Source organism: Kitasatospora sp. NPDC008115, from assembly GCF_042957205.1.
Classification (GTDB): domain Bacteria; phylum Actinomycetota; class Actinomycetes; order Streptomycetales; family Streptomycetaceae; genus Kitasatospora.
In genome coordinates this window covers 17,570-35,468 of the sequence record NZ_JBIBHU010000046.1, presented here as the reverse complement: position 1 = coordinate 35,468, position 17,899 = coordinate 17,570, and the positions used below count along the sequence as shown (strand labels likewise).

Annotated in this window: 18 protein-coding genes; 2 read left to right on the top strand and 16 right to left on the bottom strand. The window is 73.8% G+C overall.

Annotation, left to right across the window (positions count from 1 at the left end; translation table 11 throughout):
- Positions 1 to 136: 136 nt before the first annotated feature.
- From ACFZBX_RS35200 to ctaD, 4 genes are read right to left on the bottom strand one after another with little or no spacing between them, the layout of a single operon-like run.
- The gene (locus ACFZBX_RS35200) at positions 137 to 325 is read right to left on the bottom strand and encodes a hypothetical protein (protein ID WP_391537885.1); all 189 of its coding nucleotides are present in this window, start codon (positions 323 to 325) and stop codon (positions 137 to 139) included.
- Between the two features lie 42 nt (positions 326 to 367).
- Complete coding sequence (locus ACFZBX_RS35195; RefSeq protein WP_391537884.1) at positions 368 to 1,318, bottom strand: M48 family metalloprotease; 951 nt, start codon at positions 1,316 to 1,318, stop codon at positions 368 to 370.
- Positions 1,319 to 1,328: 10 nt separating this feature from the next.
- Complete coding sequence (locus tag ACFZBX_RS35190; RefSeq protein ID WP_391537883.1) at positions 1,329 to 1,760, bottom strand: BlaI/MecI/CopY family transcriptional regulator; 432 nt, start codon at positions 1,758 to 1,760, stop codon at positions 1,329 to 1,331.
- Positions 1,761 to 1,796: 36 nt separating this feature from the next.
- The gene (gene ctaD / locus ACFZBX_RS35185) at positions 1,797 to 3,518 is read right to left on the bottom strand and encodes a cytochrome c oxidase subunit I (protein WP_391537882.1); all 1,722 of its coding nucleotides are present in this window, start codon (positions 3,516 to 3,518) and stop codon (positions 1,797 to 1,799) included.
- A gap of 214 nt (positions 3,519 to 3,732) precedes the next feature.
- Here ctaD and ACFZBX_RS35180 point away from each other — a divergent pair, with 214 nt between their 5' ends.
- The gene (locus tag ACFZBX_RS35180; RefSeq protein ID WP_391537881.1) at positions 3,733 to 4,239 is read left to right on the top strand and encodes a hypothetical protein; all 507 of its coding nucleotides are present in this window, start codon (positions 3,733 to 3,735) and stop codon (positions 4,237 to 4,239) included.
- A 54-nt stretch (positions 4,240 to 4,293) separates the two neighbouring features.
- On the opposite strand, the gene ACFZBX_RS35175 is transcribed toward ACFZBX_RS35180, so the two are convergent.
- Entirely contained in the window at positions 4,294 to 5,244 is a 951-nt protein-coding gene (locus ACFZBX_RS35175) for a DMT family transporter (RefSeq protein ID WP_391537880.1), read from the bottom strand.
- Between ACFZBX_RS35175 and ACFZBX_RS35170 the strand changes: the two genes are divergently transcribed.
- On the top strand, positions 5,243 to 6,703 hold the full coding sequence (locus tag ACFZBX_RS35170) for a PLP-dependent aminotransferase family protein (RefSeq protein ID WP_391537879.1): 1,461 nt from the start codon (positions 5,243 to 5,245) through the stop codon (positions 6,701 to 6,703). The genes ACFZBX_RS35175 and ACFZBX_RS35170 overlap by 2 nt on opposite strands.
- A gap of 4 nt (positions 6,704 to 6,707) precedes the next feature.
- On the opposite strand, the gene htpX is transcribed toward ACFZBX_RS35170, so the two are convergent.
- The 11 genes from htpX to ACFZBX_RS35115 form a co-directional block, all read right to left on the bottom strand.
- Positions 6,708 to 7,568, bottom strand: a complete 861-nt coding sequence (htpX, locus tag ACFZBX_RS35165) for a zinc metalloprotease HtpX (protein ID WP_391537878.1) — start codon at positions 7,566 to 7,568, stop codon at positions 6,708 to 6,710.
- Between the two features lie 162 nt (positions 7,569 to 7,730).
- Positions 7,731 to 9,320, bottom strand: coding sequence for an NADH-quinone oxidoreductase subunit N (locus ACFZBX_RS35160; RefSeq protein WP_391537877.1), 1,590 nt, complete (start codon positions 9,318 to 9,320; stop codon positions 7,731 to 7,733).
- Positions 9,321 to 9,322: 2 nt separating this feature from the next.
- Entirely contained in the window at positions 9,323 to 10,879 is a 1,557-nt protein-coding gene (locus ACFZBX_RS35155; protein ID WP_391537876.1) for a NuoM family protein, read from the bottom strand.
- A 56-nt stretch (positions 10,880 to 10,935) separates the two neighbouring features.
- Complete coding sequence (locus tag ACFZBX_RS35150; RefSeq protein WP_391537875.1) at positions 10,936 to 12,969, bottom strand: NADH-quinone oxidoreductase subunit L; 2,034 nt, start codon at positions 12,967 to 12,969, stop codon at positions 10,936 to 10,938.
- Entirely contained in the window at positions 12,966 to 13,343 is a 378-nt protein-coding gene (nuoK, locus tag ACFZBX_RS35145; RefSeq protein WP_391537874.1) for an NADH-quinone oxidoreductase subunit NuoK, read from the bottom strand. The genes ACFZBX_RS35150 and nuoK overlap by 4 nt, the downstream gene beginning before the upstream one ends.
- Positions 13,343 to 14,068 carry an NADH-quinone oxidoreductase subunit J gene (locus ACFZBX_RS35140; protein WP_391537873.1) on the bottom strand — a complete coding sequence of 242 codons (726 nt, stop codon included), beginning with the start codon at positions 14,066 to 14,068 and terminating at the stop codon, positions 13,343 to 13,345. The genes nuoK and ACFZBX_RS35140 overlap by 1 nt, the downstream gene beginning before the upstream one ends.
- Entirely contained in the window at positions 14,065 to 14,658 is a 594-nt protein-coding gene (locus ACFZBX_RS35135; RefSeq protein ID WP_380762291.1) for a NuoI/complex I 23 kDa subunit family protein, read from the bottom strand. The genes ACFZBX_RS35140 and ACFZBX_RS35135 overlap by 4 nt, the downstream gene beginning before the upstream one ends.
- A complete protein-coding gene (gene nuoH, locus ACFZBX_RS35130) occupies positions 14,655 to 15,614 on the bottom strand; it encodes an NADH-quinone oxidoreductase subunit NuoH (protein WP_391537872.1) in 960 nt (319 codons plus the stop codon). The genes ACFZBX_RS35135 and nuoH overlap by 4 nt, the downstream gene beginning before the upstream one ends.
- The gene (locus ACFZBX_RS35125) at positions 15,611 to 16,696 is read right to left on the bottom strand and encodes an NADH-quinone oxidoreductase subunit C (protein ID WP_391537871.1); all 1,086 of its coding nucleotides are present in this window, start codon (positions 16,694 to 16,696) and stop codon (positions 15,611 to 15,613) included. Before ACFZBX_RS35125 ends, nuoH begins: the two co-directional genes overlap by 4 nt.
- A complete protein-coding gene (locus ACFZBX_RS35120) occupies positions 16,693 to 17,352 on the bottom strand; it encodes an NADH-quinone oxidoreductase subunit B (RefSeq protein ID WP_391537870.1) in 660 nt (219 codons plus the stop codon). The genes ACFZBX_RS35125 and ACFZBX_RS35120 overlap by 4 nt, the downstream gene beginning before the upstream one ends.
- Positions 17,343 to 17,759, bottom strand: coding sequence for an NADH-quinone oxidoreductase subunit A (locus ACFZBX_RS35115; RefSeq protein ID WP_391537869.1), 417 nt, complete (start codon positions 17,757 to 17,759; stop codon positions 17,343 to 17,345). Before ACFZBX_RS35115 ends, ACFZBX_RS35120 begins: the two co-directional genes overlap by 10 nt.
- Positions 17,760 to 17,899: the final 140 nt, after the last annotated feature.

The following is a 17,899-nucleotide window of genomic DNA, read 5'->3' as shown; positions in this document are numbered from 1 at the left end:
TCAGCCGGACGGGCGTAGGCCACCCGGCCCACGCCCGCCGAGAAGATCAACACCTAGCCCAACCGGGTGCCGTACACCTAGATCGTGATAGTCCCGGCCCCGCCCCGCGGCGGCCCGGCCCAGGGCGGCCCGGCGGTCAGCGCTTGCGGGTGCGGTGGTGTTTGAGGAGGGCGGTCAGGCGGGCCGGGTCGGCGGGGCCGTTGAGTTCGGCGAGGAGGGTGTCGGGGCAGAGCTCGTAGTGGTCGCCCCAGTAGCGGGAGAGCCTGTTGTCCCAGATGCGGTAGCCGCCGGGGACGCCGCGCGCCACGTAGCGTCGTTTGGCCATGCGGCGGACGGTAGTCGGGGGTGGCCGGGGGCGCTACCGGATTCAGAGCGGGGTGACGGCCTTGAGGATGAGGAGGAGGGCGACGGCGGCGTTGAGGGCCGAGAGGGCGGAGGCGGCGGTGCCGAGGGCCGCGACGAGGGCGGCGAGGCCGGCGGGGGTGCGGGTGGGGGGCCAGTTGCGGGTGGTGGGGACGGGGCCGAGGAGGGCGGCGACGCGGCGGGGGACGGGGCCCGGGGCGGCGAAGGCGGGGAAGGCCGCGTAGGCGGCGGGCGGGCGGCGGGTGGCGAGGGCCGCGCGGGCGACGGCGCGGGCGGTGACCCGGCGGTCGCCGACGGCCTGGGCGGACTCCTCGTCGGCCCAGCGCTCCGCGCTGTAGGCGACGGCGCCCTGGAGCGGGCGCAGGAACGGGTTGACGCAGCCGGCCAGCTGGGTGGCCAGCAGGTGGCGGTGGTGCCGGTGGGTCAGGTGGGCGCGTTCGTGGGCGAGCAGGGCGGCGCGCTCGTCCTCGGCGAGGCCGGCCAGCATGCCGGTGGAGACGACCACCCGGCCCGGCGAGCGCGGTGAGCCGGGGAGCGCGTAGGCGTACGGGGCCGGGTCGGGCAGCAGCGCGACGTCGGACGTGGCGGGCAGCGCCCGGCCGAGGGCGCGCCGGGCGCGGGCGCGGATCCGCAGGTGGCGGGCGAGCGTGCGGCCGACGGCGGCCAGGACGACGGCGAGGACGAGCAGCGCCGCCGTGCCGACCGTCTCGTGGTACGGCAGGGCGGCCCGGACCTCGGGGTCGGACCAGCTGTCGGGCAGCGGGTTGCCGGGGATCTGCGCGGTGCCGACGACCCCGATCAGAGCCAGGCAGAGCGCGCTGCACAGGGCCATCACGATGCTGATCCCGGTGAGCAGCCGGGCGGCGCCGCGCGGGTGCAGGTGCTGCTCGGCGAGGCGGGCGATGGGCAGCGCCGTCAGCGGCAGGACGAGGGGGAGGAAGACGAAGACGCCCACGGTGCGCAGGTCAGCCTTCGTGCTCGGGGGCCGGGCCGGAGGCGCTGTCGAGCAGGGTGCGCAGCAGTTCCTCGTCGTGCGGGAGCAGCGCGGTGACGAAGCTGGCGAGCACGGCGTCGCGGTCCGGTTCGCCGTCCAGCACGCGGCGCATCCGCAGCGCGGCGAGGCCGGCCGCGTCGGAGGAGGCCTGCCAGAGGTAGGAGCGGCCGGAGCGGGTGCGGGTGACGGCGTCCTTGGCGTGCAGCCGGGAGAGGATGGTCATCACGGTGGTGTAGGCGAGGTCGCCGTCCAGGCGTTCCTGGACCCAGCCCGCGGTGACGGGGCCGGGCGCGCGCTGGAGCACCGCCAGCACCTGTGCCTCCAGCTCGCCCTGGCCGCGCCGGCGGGCCCGCGGGTCGCCGGCCACCGGGATGTTGGTGTCCTCTGCGGTGTCCTCTGCCATGCCGGTCATCCTAACGAGAAGGTAAAGGACCGGGAATCAGGCTTGTGGCGCGCGGGCGTTCTGCAGCCGGTCGATCTCGGCGATCTCCGGATGGTGGAGGTCGAAGGCGGGTGACTCGGAACGGACCCGGGGAAGCGTGACGAAATTGTGTCGGGGCGGTGGGCAGGAGGTGGCCCACTCCAGCGAGCGCCCGTAGCCCCACGGGTCGTCGACGGTGACCTGCTCGCCGTACCGGGCGGTGTGCCAGACGTTGTACAGGAACGGCAGGGTGGAGATCCCGAGCAGGAACGAGCCGATGCTGGAGACGGTGTTGAGCGCGGTGAACCCGTCGGAGGCCAGGTAGTCGGCGTACCGGCGCGGCATGCCCTCGGCGCCGAGCCAGTGCTGGACCAGGAAGGTGGCGTGGAAGCCGGCGAAGAGGGTCCAGAAGTGGATCCGGCCGAGCCGCTCGTCGAGCATCCTGCCGGTGAACTTGGGCCACCAGAAGTGGAAGCCGGCGAACATCGCGAAGACCACCGTCCCGAACACCACGTAGTGGAAGTGCGCGACGACGAAGTACGAGTCGGACACGTGGAAGTCGATCGGCGGCGCGGCCAGCAGCACCCCGGTCAGGCCGCCGAACAGGAAGGTGACCAGGAAGCCGACGGACCACAGCATCGGCGTCTCGAAGCTGAGCGAGCCCCGCCACATGGTGCCGATCCAGTTGAAGAACTTCACCCCGGTGGGCACCGCGATCAGCATCGTCATGATCGAGAAGAACGGCAGCAGCACCTGGCCGGTGACGAACATGTGGTGCGCCCAGACGGTGATCGACAGGCCGGTGATGGCGATCGTCGCGCCGATCAGCCCGGTGTAGCCGAAGATCGGCTTGCGGCTGAACACCGGGATGATCTCGGTGACGATGCCGAAGAACGGCAGCGCGATGATGTAGACCTCCGGGTGCCCGAAGAACCAGAACAGGTGCTGCCAGAGCAGCGCCCCGCCGTTGGCCGCGTCGAACACGTGCGAGCCGAAGCGCCGGTCCGACTCCAGGCAGAGCAGCGCGGCCGCCAGCACCGGGAAGGCGAAGAGCACCAGGACGGCGGTCAGCAGGATGTTCCAGACGAAGATCGGCATCCGGAACAGCGTCATCCCGGGCGCCCGGAAGCAGACGATCGTGGTGATGAAGTTGACCGAGCCGAGGATGGTGCCGAAACCGGAGAGGGCCAGGCCCATGATCCACAGGTCGGCGCCGAGGCCCGGCGAGTGGTCGGCGCCGTTCAGCGGCGCGTAGGCGAACCAGCCGAAGTCGGCCGCACCGTCCGGGGTGAGGAAGCCGTAGACGACGATCAGTGAGCCGAACAGGTACAGCCAGTAGGCGATCGCGTTCAGCCGGGGGAAGGCGACATCCGGGGCGCCGAGCTGCAGCGGCATGATCCAGTTGGCGAAGCCGGCGAACAGCGGGGTCGCGAACATCAGCAGCATGATCGTGCCGTGCATGGTGAAGAGCTGGTTGAACTCCTCGTTGGAGAGCAGCTGGAGCCCGGGACGGGCCAGCTCGATCCGCATCAGCATCGCCATCAGCCCTCCGAACAGGAAGAACAGGAAGGAGGTGGTGATGTAGAGGGTCCCGATCCGCTTGTGGTCGGTGGTGGTCAGCCAGCCGACCAGGGCCCGGCCGTGCCGGCGGCGGGCGGCGCGGCGGCGCTCCGACCGGGCGGACGGGCGCGACGGGTGCGGGTGCTGCTGCTCCGCGGTGTCCTTCGGCAGGAGGGTCACGCGCTGCGCCTTCCGGGGTCCGGGGCAGGGGTCGGACCCACCAGTACCGGCCGGCCGGCGGCGGCGGGCGGGGGCGCGCGGGACGGGTCACCCGAACAGGTGCGGCCCGGTTGCCCGGCACCGGCCGGGATCGGACGGTCGAAGTCCGCACGTCTCTCCGCACACCTGTCCGGAAGTGCCCGTCCGGCCCCGGCGTACGGTCCTGGAGGAACCCATGAGCAGCACGTCGTCCCCGCCGCCCGGCCAGCCGTCACCCGATCGGCCCGCGCCGTCCGACGAACCACCGCCCCGGCGCGACGGCGCCGGCCAACCGCCCTCGCCGCCCCCGCACCACCGGTCCCGTGCGTGGGCGCCCGGCTTCGTGGTGTTCGCCGGTGTCCTGATGCTGATCAACGGCACCATGGAGGTGCTGCGCGGCATCATGGCGGTCCACGAGGACGAGGTCTTCCTGACCACCAGCCGCTACGTCTTCCGCTTCGACCTCACCGGCTGGGGCTGGATCCACATCGTCGTCGGCGTGCTGGTCGCCCTGGTAGGTGCCTTCCTCCTCACGGGGGCCGCCTGGGCCCGGTACGCCGGTATCGTCATCACCGCGGTGGGCGCCATCGACGCGTTCCTGTCGATGCCCTACTACCCGGGCTGGTCGATCGTGGTGCTCGCGCTGGACGTGTTCATCATCTGGGCCCTGTGCGTCTACAAGCCCGCCGAGGCCGACCGCTGATCCCGCCGCTCCGCCCGGTCCCCCGCGCCGTCGGCGGGACCGGGCGGAGCCGTGTCAGGCCCGGGCCCGCTGGGTGAGCGCGATGCAGAGCAGCACCGCCACCGCCGTCACGGGCGCGGCGGCCGGCAGTTCCTCGCCGAGCAGCAGCACCGACCAGACGAGCGTGATCAGCGGCTGGGCAAGCTGGAGCTGGCTCGCCCTCGGGACCCCGATCAGCGCCATCCCGCGGTACCAGACCACGAACCCGCCGAACTGCGAGACCGCCGCCGTGTACAGCACCCCGGCCACCGCCTTCGCGCCGGGACCACCGGCCGGCAGCGGCTCGGCGGGCAGCGCCAGGGCCGTGGTCAGCGCGGTGACCGGCAGCGCGGCGACCACCGCCCAGCCGATCACCTGCCAGCCGGGCAGCTCCCGGGAGATCCGCCCGCCCTCCGCGTACCCGGCCGCGCAGACCAGCAGCGCCGCGAACAGGAAGAGGTCGGCGAGGCCGGGCCGGCCGTGGCTCTGCACCAGGGTGAAGCCGAGCACCGCCGCCGCCCCGGCCAGCGCCGCGCCCCAGAACAGCCTCGACGGACGGCGGCCGTCCCGGCGCGAGCGCACGGCGGCGAAGACGGCGGTGGCCAGCGGCAGCAGGCCGATGACGACGGCCGAGTGCGCCGTCGAGGAGGTCCGCAGGGCGAGCGTGGTGAGCAGCGGGAAGCCCAGGACGCAGCCGGCCGAGACCACCAGCAGGCCGGGCCAGTGGCGGCGCTCGGGCAGCGGCACGCGGGCGGCGGCGAGGCAGAGCGCGGCGAGCACACCGGCCAGCAGGCCGCGCAGACCGGTCGCCGTCCAGGGGCCGAAGCCGGTCAGCGCCCAGGCGGTGGCGGGGAAGCTGAAGGAGAAGGAGAGGACGCCCAGGGCGGCCGACGCCATGCCCGGGGAACTCGCGGAGGCGGGGGCGGGCGCCGTAGCGGGCCGCGCCGCTACCGCCACAGGGGTGGTAGCGCTATCTTGTGCTCTCATGAACGAGCGTAGCAGTGTGGCCGAACTCGCCAACAGCCTGCGCCGTGAGGTGCAGCGCTACCCCGAAGGGCGGAAGCTGCCGTCGAGCCGGGCCCTGATGGAGCGCCACCAGGTCAGCCCGGGAACGGTCTCCCGTGCCATCGCCGTGCTGGCCGCCGAGGGCCTGGTGGTCTCCCGCCCGGGCGCCGGGGTGTTCCGGACGGCGGCCTTCGCGGGCGGTCCGGGCGCCGGGGTGCCCGGCGGCACCACCGCCCGTCCCGGCGACCTCTCCTGGCAGGAGGTCGCGCTCAGCGCCGAGACCGGTCCGCGCGACCTGCTGGCCGACCCGGTCTTCGCCACCCTGCGCGTGCCGCCGCCGGACGTCGTCGACCTCAACAGCGGCTACCCGCACGCCTCGCTGCTGCCCGAACGCCTGCTCGCCGCCGCCCTCGGCCGGGCCGGACGGCGGCCGGGTGCCTGGGAGCGCCCGCCCACCGACGGCCTCACCGAGCTGCGCGGCTGGTTCGCCCGCGACATCGGCGGCCACGGCGGGCCGATCGCCACCGGGGACGTGCTGATCACCTCCGGCGGGCAGGGCGGGCTCACCGTGGCGATGCGCTCGCTCGCCGCGCCCGGCGCGCCGGTGCTGGTGGAGTCGCCGACGTACCCGGGGATCCTGGCGGTCGTCCGGGCGGCCGGGCTGCGGCCGGTCCCGGTGCCGGTCGACGCCGACGGCGTGCGCACCGACCTGCTGGCGGACGCCTTCGCGGCCACCCGGGCGCGGGTCTTCGTCTGCCAGCCGCTGTTCCAGAACCCGACCGGTGCGGTGCTCTCCCCCGAGCGCCGGGCCGAGGTGCTGCGGATCGCCCGGTCGGCGGGCGCGTTCGTCGTCGAGGACGACTTCTCCCGGTTGCTGGTGCACGCGGACGCCCCCGCGCTGCCGCGTCCGCTCGCCGCCGACGACCGCGACGGGGTGGTGGTGCACCTGCGCTCGCTGACCAAGGCCGCCTCGCCGAACCTGCGGGTCGGCGCGCTCACGGCGCGCGGGCCGGCGCTCGCCCGGCTGCGGGCGACCCAGGTGGTGGACAGCTTCTTCGTGCCCCGGCCGTTGCAGGAGGCGACGCTGGAGCTGGTCGCGGACCCCGGCTGGGCCCGCCATCTGCGTGCCCTCGGCACCGAGTTGCTGGGCCGCCGCACCGCCGCCGTCGCGGCCCTGCACCGCGAGCTGCCGGGTGCGCTCGGCAACCACCGGCCCGGCGGCTACCACCTGTGGCTGCGGCTCCCGGACGGCGTCGACGACGGCGCGCTCACCGTCGCCGCGCTGCGGGCCGGCGTCCAGGTGACGCCCGGGCGCCCGTACCACGCCGCCGAGCCGCCGGCCCCGCACCTGCGGCTGAGCTACGCGGCCGCCGAGAGCTCCGCCCAGGTGGCGGACGGCGTCCACCGGCTGCGGCTGGCCTTCGAGGAGGTCACCGGCTGAGGGCCTACGGGCGGCCGGCCATCCGCTCCAGCCGGGCGATGCGCTCGGCCATCGGCGGGTGGGTGGAGAAGAGCTTGGCCCCGGCCTCGCCCGGCCGGAACGGGCTGGCGATCATCATGTGGCTGGCGGTCTGGATCTGCGGCTCCGGCGGCAGCGGCAGCTGCCGGGTGCCGGCGTCCAGCTTGCGCAGCGCGCTCGCCAGGGCCAGCGGGTCACCGGTGATCCGGGCGCCGTCGGCGTCGGCCTGGTACTCCCGGGAGCGGCTGACGGCCAGCTGGATCAGCGAGGCCGCGACCGGGCCGAGGATCATGATCGCGAGCATCCCGAACAGGCCCGGGCCGTCGTCGTCGTCGCCGCGGCCGAACGGGATCAGCCAGGCGAAGTTCACCAGGAACATCACCACCGAGGCGAGCGCACCGGCCACCGAGGAGATCAGGATGTCGCGGTTGTAGACGTGGCTCAGCTCGTGGCCGAGGACGCCGCGCAGTTCGCGTTCGTCGAGCAGTTGCAGGATGCCGTCGGTGCAGCAGACCGCCGCGTTGCGCGGGTTGCGGCCGGTGGCGAAGGCGTTGGGGGCCGGGGTCGGCGAGATGTAGAGGCGGGGCATCGGCTGGCGGGCCTCGGTGGAGAGCTCGCGGACGATCCGGTACAGCCGCGGGGCCTCGATCTCGCTCACCGGGCGGGCGCGCATGGCGCGCAGCGCGAGCTTGTCGCTGTTCCAGTACGCGTAGGCGTTGGTGCCGAGGGCAACCAGCAGCGCGAGCACGAAGCCCGTGCGGCCGAAGAAGCTGCCGATCACCAGGATCAGCGCCGAGAGGCCGCCGAGCAGGGCGGCGGTCCTCAGTCCGTTGTGCCGGCGGTGCACGGCTGGCCCTCCAATGGTGCGTGGGGAAGCCCTTTCTGCCTCGTCCCTCCTGCACCGTCAACGGGCGAAACCCGGGGCCTTGTTCCCTTGTGACCAGCGCGACACCCGGCCGGGTGACCCGCCCGCACCGTCCGCCGCCCCGGCGCACACCCCGCGCGGGGGTCAGAACAGCGAGCCGCCGACCACCTGGAGGACCAGCTGCGGGGCCACCGAGAGCACCACCGCCGCCGAGGCGGTGAGCCCCAGGGTGGCGGTCAGCGACACCGGCAGGCGACGCTCGGGGGCCGCGGCCGCGGCGGCCTCGTCCGCGGGGGCGAACAGCCGGGCGGTCCAGAGCAGGTAGTAGTACAGGGCGACGACCACATTGACCGCCATCACCACGGCCAGCCAGCCGAGACCGGCGTCCACGGCGGCCTGGAACACCACCACCTTGCCGAACAGGCCGATCACGCCCGGCGGCAGTCCGGCCAGGCAGAGCAGGAAGAACGCCAGCGCCAGCGCCGTCCAGCGGCGGCGCGCGAACAGGCCGCGGAAGTCGTCCACGCTGGTCCCGGCCCGGCGGCCGACCGCCGCCACCACGCCGAAGGCGCCGAGGTTGACCACGCCGTAGATCAGCGCGTACGCGGCGGTGGCGCCCAGCGGGTCGGTCGTGGTGGGCGCGTAGCCGGCCGCGGCCAGCGGGACCAGCAGGTAGCCGGCCTGGCCCACCGAGGACCAGGCGAGCAGCCGGACCGCGCTGTGGCGGGTGTCGAAGCGCTGGCGCAGCGCGCCCACGTTGCCGGCCGTCATGGTGACGGCGGCCAGCACCGCGAGCACCAGGCCCCAGGTGTGCGCGTACGGGCGGAAGGCGATGGTGGCGGCCAGTGCCAGGCCGGCCAGGCCGGCCGCCTTGCCGACCACCGAGAGGTAGCCGGCCACCGGCAGCGGGGCGCCGGTGTAGGTGTCCGGCACCCAGAAGTGGAACGGGACGGCGGCGACCTTGAAGGCGAAGCCGACCAGGGTGAGCACGGCGCCCGCCTCGGCCAGCGGCTTGAGCTGGGCGGGCGCCTGCTCCAGGCCGGTGGCGACGGCGCCCAGGTGCAGGCTGCCGCTCGCCGCGTAGACGAAGCCGACGCCGAGCAGCATCACGGCGGTCGCGGTGACGGAGGAGAGGAAGAACTTCAGCGCGGCCTCGGCGCCCCGGCCGTCCCGGCGCAGTGCGACCAGGGCGAAGGCGGGCAGCGAGGCCACCTCCAGGGCGATCACCAGGGTGGCGAGGTCGCGGGAGGCGGGCAGCAGGGCGGCGCCGGTGGCGCTGGCGAGCAGCAGGAACCAGTACTCGCCGCCGGGCAGCTTCTCGTCGTCCACCGTGTGCGCGGACAGCAGCGCGGCGATCAGCGCGCCGCCGAGCGCGAGCAGCTGGAAGACCAGGGCGAAGTGGTCGGCGACGTAGGAGCAGCCGGCGGTGTTGTCAGTGGCTCCTGTTACGTTCTGCGCACAGAAGGTGGCGCGGGGTGATCCACCGGTGAGCGGGAGGAGCGAGATGAGCGCGAGGGCGAGTCCGGCGGCGGTGAGCCGGCCCAGCCACTTCTTGTGCTGCGCGGGCAGGAAGAGGTCGGTGACCAGGACCGCGAGGGCGGCCAGTGCGGCGATCAGCGGGGGCGCGATCGCCACCCAGTCCACGGACTGGATCAGGCTGCCCGGGTTGGCGACGGCGAGGGAGGTCACAGTGGTCTGCCCCGTGGAGTGAGGTCCGAGTGCGGTGCCGAGCATGATCAGCCACCCCCGAGGAGGTGTTTGACGGCGGGGTCGGAGAGGCCGAGCAGCAGCGCGGGCCAGAGACCGGCGAGCAGGGTGAGCGCGGCCAGCGGCGTCCAGCTGACGGCCTCGTACGGGCGCAGGTCGGCGACCTCGGCCACCGGGGCGGGCTGCTTCGGGTCGCCCATGCAGACGCGCTTGACCACGATCAGCAGGTACGCGGCGGTGAGGAGGGTGCCGAGACCGGCCAGGACCATGTAGGTGACGAACGCGGGGCGCGAGAGGCCCTCGGCGGGGTCGAACGCGCCGAACATCGCGAGCAGCTCGCCCCAGAAGCCGGCCAGCCCGGGTAGGCCGAGGCTGGCGACGGCGGCGAAGGCGAGCAGCGCACCGAGCCGTGGTGCCCGCTCGTAGAGGGCGGCGCCGGTGGTGCCGGAGAGGGTGTCGAGGTCCGCCGTGCCGTAGCGGTCCTTGAGCGCCCCGACGACGAAGAACAGCAGGCCGGTGATCAGGCCGTGCGCGATGTTGGCGAACAGCGCGCCGTTGACGCCGACCGGGGTGAGGGAGGCGATGCCCAGCAGGACGAAGCCCATGTGGCCGACGGAGGAGTAGGCGATCAGGCGCTTGAGGTCGCCCTTGGCGCCGGGGCGGGCCAGCGCGAGACAGGCGAGCGAGCCGTAGACGATGCCGACGGCGGCGAACGCGCCCAGGTAGGGGGCGAGCGTCGTGGTGCCGTCGGGCACGACCGGGAGGAGGACGCGGACCAGGCCGTAGGTGCCCATCTTCAGCAGCACGCCGGCGAGCAGCACGGAGCCCACCGTCGGGGCGGCCGTGTGCGCGTCCGGGAGCCAGCTGTGCAGCGGCCAGGCGGGGGCCTTGACCGCGAGCCCGACCATGATCGCCAGCGCGGCGATCACCTGGGTGGAGTGGCTCAGGCCGGAGCCGTGGGCGGCGGCGAGGGCCTGCATGTCGAAGGTGCCCGCCTTGCCGCCGACCAGCAGGAAGCCGAGCAGCATCACGGCCGAGCCGAGCAGCGTGTACAGGATGAACCGGTTGGCGGCCGGCACCTTCGCCCCGCTGCCCCAGCGGGCGATCAGGAAGTACATCGGGATCAGCACGATCTCGAAGGCCAGGAAGAAGAGCAGGAGGTCCAGCACCGCGAAGGTGGCGAGCATGCCGACTTCGAGGAGGAGGAACAGCCCGACGAAGGCCCGGGCCGAGGGCACCTTCTCCCCGGACGGCAGCCGCCGCTCGGAGTACAGCGCGCAGAGGAAGGTGAGCAGCGAGGTCAGGACGATCAGCGGCAGCGAGACGCCGTCCACTCCGAGGTGGAGGCGCACGCCGATGGCCGGGATCCAGGACACGTCGGTGGTGGCCTGCATCCGGGCGGGCTCGTCGTGGTCGAAGCCGGCCGCCAGGACGACGGTGAGCACCAGGACGGCGCCGGTCACCACGGTGCTGAAGCGCAGCGCGCGCCGGTCGGCGGCGGCCGGGTCGGCGCCGAACACCGGGGCCAGGGTGAGCGCTGCGCCGAGCAGCGGCAGCACCAGGAGGGCGATGAGGACCGCGTTCATCGGGGGCTCCTAGCGACAACCACGGCAGCGGACGGGGAAGGGAGGTACGGCATCGGCTACACCGCCACCAGGACGGCCAGCAGGACGACGCCGGCGAGCAGCGCGCTGAGGTAGGTCTGCGCGTTGCCGGTCTGGGCGAGCCGCACGGCGCGGCCGAGCAGGCCCGCCCCGGCGCCGGCGCCGCGCACGTACGTCTCCACGACCTCGCGGTCGAGGAAGCGGACGAGCCGGGCGGCGGCCTCGACCGGGCGGACGAACAGCGCGCTGTAGAGCCGGTCGACGCCGAAGCCGTGCCGGGCCGGGCCGAACAGCGGGCCGAGCAGGGCGCGCCCGGGATCGGCGACGGCCGCCTCGGCGGCCGGGGCTCCGGCCTGCCCGGGCACCCGGGCGGTGGCCGAGCGCCAGGCCCCGTAGGCCAGCAGCGCGCCGACCACGGCGAGACCGGTGCCGATGACGGCGGTGACCGCGGAGGGCCGCAGCGAGCCGCCGTCCAGCAGCGCGGGCAGCCAGTCCGAGCGCAGGCCGGTGATGCCGAAGCCCATGGTCGGCACGGCCAGCACCCACAGCGGCCAGCGCATCGCGGGCGGCTCGGCGACGGCCGGGTCGGCCTCGTCGAGCTCGGGCGAGTACGGCGCGCCGGCCTCGTGGTCGCCGACGACCGTGCCCCGGTCGGCGGCGGGCGCCACCACCGGCGCCGCCGTGGGCGCCGGCGCGGCCGCGCCGGCCGGGCTGTGGAAGGCCACCAGGAACAGCCGGGCCGCGTACGCCGCGGTGAGCAGCGCGGTGAGTCCGGCCGAGATCAGCACGATCCAGCCGGCCGCCTGCGGCACCGCCGAGGCGGGGCCGAGGCCGTTGGTCAGCGCCTCGCCGTTGGCGGCGTGCTCGGCGGCGGTGAGCACCGCCTCCTTGCTGAAGAACCCGGCGAACGGCGGCAGGCCGACCAGCGCGACCAGCGCGATGCCCATCGTCCAGTAGGCGTCCGGGACGCGCTTGCGCAGTCCGGGGATCCGGGACATCGCGGAGATCGAGTTGGTGTGCGCGGCGTGGATCACCACACCGGCCGCGAGGAACAGCAGCGCCTTGAACGCGCCGTGGCTGACCAGGTGGAAGACCGAGGCCTGCCGGTCGCCGCTGGCCAGCGCGCCGGCCATGTAGCCGAGCTGGCCGACGGTCGAGTAGGCCAGCACCCGCTTGAGGTCGTCCTGGGCGAGCGCGCAGAGCGCCGAGCCGATCATCGTCACGGCGGCCATCACCGCCAGCACGACCAGCGCCGCGCCGGAGAGCAGGAAGACCGGCAGCAGCCGGGCCACCAGGTAGATGCCGGCCGCGACCATGGTGGCGGCGTGGATCAGCGCGGAGACCGGCGTCGGGCCGGCCATCGCGTCGGGGAGCCAGGTGTGCAGCGGGAACTGCGCGCTCTTGCCGGCCACACCGGCCAGCAGCAGCAGCGCGACCAGCGTCGGGTGGCCGAGCCGCCCCTCGGTGGCGGCCCGCAGCACGTCCTCGATCCGGAAGCTCCCGGCGTCGGCGCCGAGCAGGAAGATTCCGAACAGGAACGGCACGTCGCCGAGCTTGGTGACCAGGAAGGCCTTCAGCGAGGCGGAGCGGGCGTCCTCGGTCTCCCAGTGGTGGCCGATCAGGAAGTACGAGCAGATGCCCATGACCTCCCAGCCGACCAGCAGCACGATCAGGTCGCCGGAGTAGACGACCAGGAACATCGCCGCCGTGAACAGCGAGACCAGCGCCGCGTACGAGGGGTAGCGCGGGTCGTCCTTGAGGTACGCGGTCGAGTAGACCTGCACACAGGTGGCGACCAGGCCGACCAGCACCGAGATCAGCGAGCTGAAGCCGTCCAGGTGGATCGCGAGCGCGATGTCGGGGCCGCCGGTCGGGGTGAGCCGGGTGGCGGCGTCCAGCGCCTGGCCGCTGCCGAGCTGGATCGCGACGACCAGCGCGAGCACCGCCGAGGCGGCGACCGGCACGATCGCCAGCGGCCGGGCGAGGCCGGGCGCGCGCTTTCCGGCGGCCAGGGTGGCCGCCGCGCCGAGCGCGGGCAGCGCGGGGACGAGGGCGGGCAGGGCGAGGTTCATGCGGCGGCCTGGCCCTTCAGCGCCTCGGCTCCGTCCGGCGCCCGCTCGGTGCCGGCGGTGGACTCGGCCGGGTCGCCGAGCGCGGTGACCCGGTCGATGTCCGCCGTGCCCCGGGCCCGGAACAGCAGCAGGACGATGGCGAGCCCGAGGCCGATCTCGGCGGCGGCGACGGTGATGGTGAACAGGGTCAGCGCCTGCCCGGCGTGCAGCGAGTCGCGCAGCCAGGCGTCGAAGGCGACGAGGTTGAGGTTGACGGCGTTGAGCATCAGCTCGACGGACATCAGCACCAGGATGACGTTGCGCCGGGCGAGCACGCCGTAGACGCCGACGCTGAACAGCAGCGCGGCGAGGACGACGGGGTAGGCGAGGTGCATCAGCTCTCCTCCGCCGGAGTGGTCTCGGAGGCGGCCGCCTCGGACGACGCGGGCGCGGCGGGCGCGACGGGCACAGCGGGGGCGTTCTGGGCGACCGTCCCGTTGGAGCCCACCGGACGTCCGGCCCGGATCCGGCCGGCCCGGGGCGCCGGCACCCGCCGCCCGTTGCCGCGCGACAGCACGATCGCGCCGACCAGCGCGGCCAGCAGCAGCACCGAGAGCGCCTCGAAGGGCAGCACCCAGGTCCGGAACAGGCTCTCACCGGTCGCCGCCGCCGAGCCGCCGCCCGCGCCGAGGTCGATCCAGGACGTCCGGAAGGCGTCCACGACCAGCGTCACCAGCGTTCCGGCCGAGGCCAGCGCGACCACCAGGGCGACCCAGCGGTTCTTCGAGTCGGCGTCCGGTGAGCGCCCGATCGGCGCCTTGGTGAGCATCAGCCCGAACAGCACCAGCACGACCACCGAACCGAGGTAGATCAGCACCTGCACCCAGGCGATGAACTCGGCGGTGAGCAGCAGGAACTCCACCGCCAGCCCGCCGAGCGCGACCACCAGCCAGAGCGCGGCGTGCACCAGCTGCCTGGTGGTGACGGCGACCACCGCCGAGCCGAGCACCGCGATGCCGACCAGCAGGAAGACGATCTCCACCCCGGTCGGGGAGAGGAAAGAGCGCGCGGCCGGGTCCAGCGACCCGGTCGCGGCGAGCAGCGTGGCGGCGCCCTTCACGCGTCACCACCGTCCTGTGCCGCGTCGGCGGCCTCAGCGGCCTCGGCGGCCTCGGCGGCCGCCTTGACCGCGGCGGCGGCCAGCTTGTCGGCGGCCTTGCGCGCGGTGGCGATCTCCTTGGGCTCCTCGGCCGCCGGGTCCAGCGCCGGCGGCACCGGCACGGTCCACATCCACTCCCGCAGCCGGTCCCGCTCGTGGGTCAGCTCCAGGATGTCCGTCTCCGCGTACTCGAACTCGGGCGACCAGAACAGCGCGTCGAACGGGCACACCTCGATGCAGATCCCGCAGTACATGCAGAGCGAGAAGTCGATGGCGAACCGGTCCAGCACATTGCGGGTGCGGGCACGCGCGTTCGGGTCGGCGGCCGGCAGCGTCTCCTTGTGGGAGTCGATGTAGATGCACCAGTCCGGGCACTCACGGGCGCAGAGCATGCAGACCGTGCAGTTCTCCTCCAGCAGCGCGATCACGCCGCGCGAGCGCGGCGGAAGGCTCGGCTGCACGTCGGGGTACTGCGCGGTGATGCTCTTCCTCGTCATCGTCCGCAGGGTGACGGCCAGGCCCTTGGCCAGGCCCGCACCGGGGAAACTCATGAGATCGCCACCTTGATGATGCCGGTGAGGGCCAGCTGGACGAGCGCGAGCGGGATCAGCACGATCCACGCGAAGCGCATCAGCTGGTCCTCCCGCAGCCGGGGGTAGGTGACCCGCAGCCAGATCACCACGAAGGCCAGCGCGAAGGTCTTCAGCAGGGTCCACAGCCAGCCGAGCTGGTCCGGCAGCGGGCCGTGCCAGCCGCCGAGGAAGAGCACGGCGGTCAGCGCGGAGACCACCAGGATGCCCGCGTACTCGGAGAGCAGGAACAGCGCGAAGCGCAGACCGGTGTACTCGGTGTACGCGCCGAAGATGATCTCGGAGTCGGCGACCGGCATGTCGAACGGCGGGCGCTGGAGCTCGGCCAGGCCGGCCGTGAAGAACACGAAGCCGCCGATCAGCTGCCACGGGATCCAGTACCACTCCCAGGCGTCCATGATCCCGGGCAGCGAGAGCGTCCCGGCGGCCATCGCCACGGAGGCGGCGGCGAGCACCATCGGCAGCTCGTAGGACATCAGCTGCGCGGCCGTCCGCAGACCGCCGAGCAGCGAGAACTTGTTCGCCGAGGCCCAGCCGGCCATCAGCTTGCCGATCACGCCGACGCCCATGACCGCGAGCACGAAGAACAGGCCGGCGTCCACCGCCTGCCCGACGAAGCCGTCCGGTCCGACCGGGATCGCCAGCAGCACCAGCAGGTACGGCAGCAGCGAGACCGCGGGCGCCAGCTGGAAGATCCGCCGGTCGGCGCCGGCCGGGACGATGTCCTCCTTCTGCGCGAACTTCACGCCGTCCGCGATCAGCTGCGCCCAGCCGTGGAAGCCGCCGGCGTACATCGGGCCGAGGCGGCCCTGCATGTGCGCCATCACCTTGTGCTCGGTCTGGCCGATGACCAGGGGGAGGACGAGGAAGACGACCAGTGTGGCGACGCAGCGCAGCACCGTGTCGAACAGGTTCACGCGCCGTCTCCGTCCTGGCCGGCCGACTCGGCCGGCGGCGTCTCGCTCGTCTTCTCCTCGGCATCGGACTTCTCACCGGCCGGCTTCTCGACGACCGGCTTCTCGACGGCCGGCTTCGCGGGCTCGTCGTGCGCCGGCACCGGGTTGTGCCACGGCGCATCGGAGGACTGCGTGCGGGCCGGGGCCGGGGCGGCCTCGTCCGGTGCCTGGCTGACCGATCCCTCGGAGACCGAACGCGTCCGCCGCGGCCGGTCCGCCCGCACCGCGGGCTTCTCCTCCGCCGGAGCGGTCCCGGCGGCATCGGCGGCCCCGGTGGCCCCGGCGGCCTCGCCGGCCGCCTGGCTCGCGGACCCCTCGGAGACCGAACGCGTCCGCCGCGGCCGGTCCGCCCGCACCGGGGCACCGCCCTCGGCACCCACGGCAGCGCCGGCCGCCGCGCCCGCGGCCGCCGCACGCGGCGTGCGGGCCGCACCGGCCGCCCGGGCGCCGCGCGCCGGGCGCTCGGCGACCGGCGGCAGGGTGCCCTTGAGCGGCCCCCACTCGTTCGGGTCCGGCACACCGGCCGGCTGCATCTTGCGCCGCGCCGGCCCGTCGCCGTGGTCGGACTCGCCCGGCTCCTTGGCGCCCGGCCAGGCCTTGGCGACCCGGGCCGCGAGCACGAACTCCTTGCGCAGCGGGTGCCCCTCGAAGCCGTCCGGCAGCAGCAGGGTGATCAGGTGGGGGTGTCCGGGGAAGTCGATGCCGAACATCTCGTGCGTCTCGCGCTCGTGCCAGGCGGCCCCGGCGTACACGGGGACGGCGGTCGGCAGCGCGGCCGCGTCGCGCGGCACCCGGGTGCGCAACGCCAGGTGGCGCACGCCCGGGGCGTCGACGGCGGCGAGGTGGGCGACCACCGAGAAGCCGTCGGCGAGCTCGTCGACGGCGCTGAGCCAGTCGAAGAAGGTGAGGCCCAGGGTGTCCCGGGCGGCGGTGAGCGCCTCGATCCAGTGCTCCGCCGGAACGTCGACGGTGATCAGCCCGTACGCCTCGGCGCCGGTCGCCCACTCCCCGACCGACGCCGCGTACTGCTCGGCCGTGGTCACGAGACCCCTCCCTCAAGAGAACCGGCGCCGGCGTCCGGCCCCGCCACCGGCGGACGCCGCAGCGCCGCCGCGGGCGCGGTGTAGCGGCCGGGCAGCGACTCGGCGGCGATCTTCTCCTGGAGCTTGAGGATGCCCTGGAGCAGCGCCTCCGGACGGGGCGGGCACCCGGGCACGTAGACGTCGACCGGGATGATCTGGTCGACGCCCTTGGTCACCGAGTAGGAGTCCCAGTAGGGACCGCCGGAGTTGGAGCAGGCGCCGAAGGAGATGACGTACTTCGGCTCGGGCATCTGCTCGTAGAGGCGCTTGACGGCGGGCGCCATCTTGTCGGTCACCGTGCCCGAGACGATCATCAGATCGGCCTGCCGGGGGCCCGGCGCGAACGGGATGACGCCCATCCTGATGAAGTCGTGCTTGGCCATCGAGGCGGCGATGAACTCGATCGCGCAGCAGGCCAGGCCGAAGTTGAAGCACCAGAGGCTGTAGCGCCGTCCCCAGTTGAGGACGACCTTCACCGGGTCCGGCGCGAGCCGGGCCAGCGGGCCGATGCCGCGCCGCTCGACGGCGGCACCGGGGCGCGACGGGTCCGGCACGCCCAGCGGAACCGGACCGCCGGAGGCGCCGTGCCCGTGCGAGTGGGTGTGCGTCACGTCCATTCCAGAACGCCCTTCTTCCAGGCGTAGAGCAGTCCGACCGCGAGGAAGCCGATGAAGACGAACATCTCGATCAGCGTCCCGGCGCCGTACCCGGCGGAGGCGAACACGGTCGCCCACGGGAACAGGTAGATCGCGTCGACCGCGAAGATCACGTACAGGAAGGCGTAGACGTAGTAGCGGACCTGGGTGTGCGCCCAGTCCTCCCCCACCGGGTCCACGCCGCACTCGTAGGCGAGGAGCTTCTCCGGCGAGTACACCACCGGCCGCAGCAGGCGGTTCGCGGTGAACGCCACCGTCACGAAGAGCACGCCGACGACGGCGAGCAGGCCGATCGCGGCGTACGCGTCGAAGTAGCCGCTGCCGGCCGCCGGGTCGGCCGCGACCGAAGCCGCCCGCTGCCCCACCATGCCCTCGCCTCCACATCGGCCGCGGAACCCGCCCTCGGGGCGGTTCTACGACGTTCCTTTACGCGCTCATAACCATCGCCAGTGCGTGAGTCTAAGTGCACCGCACCGGTGCCCCGCATCCTGCCCGATCCGCAAGACAC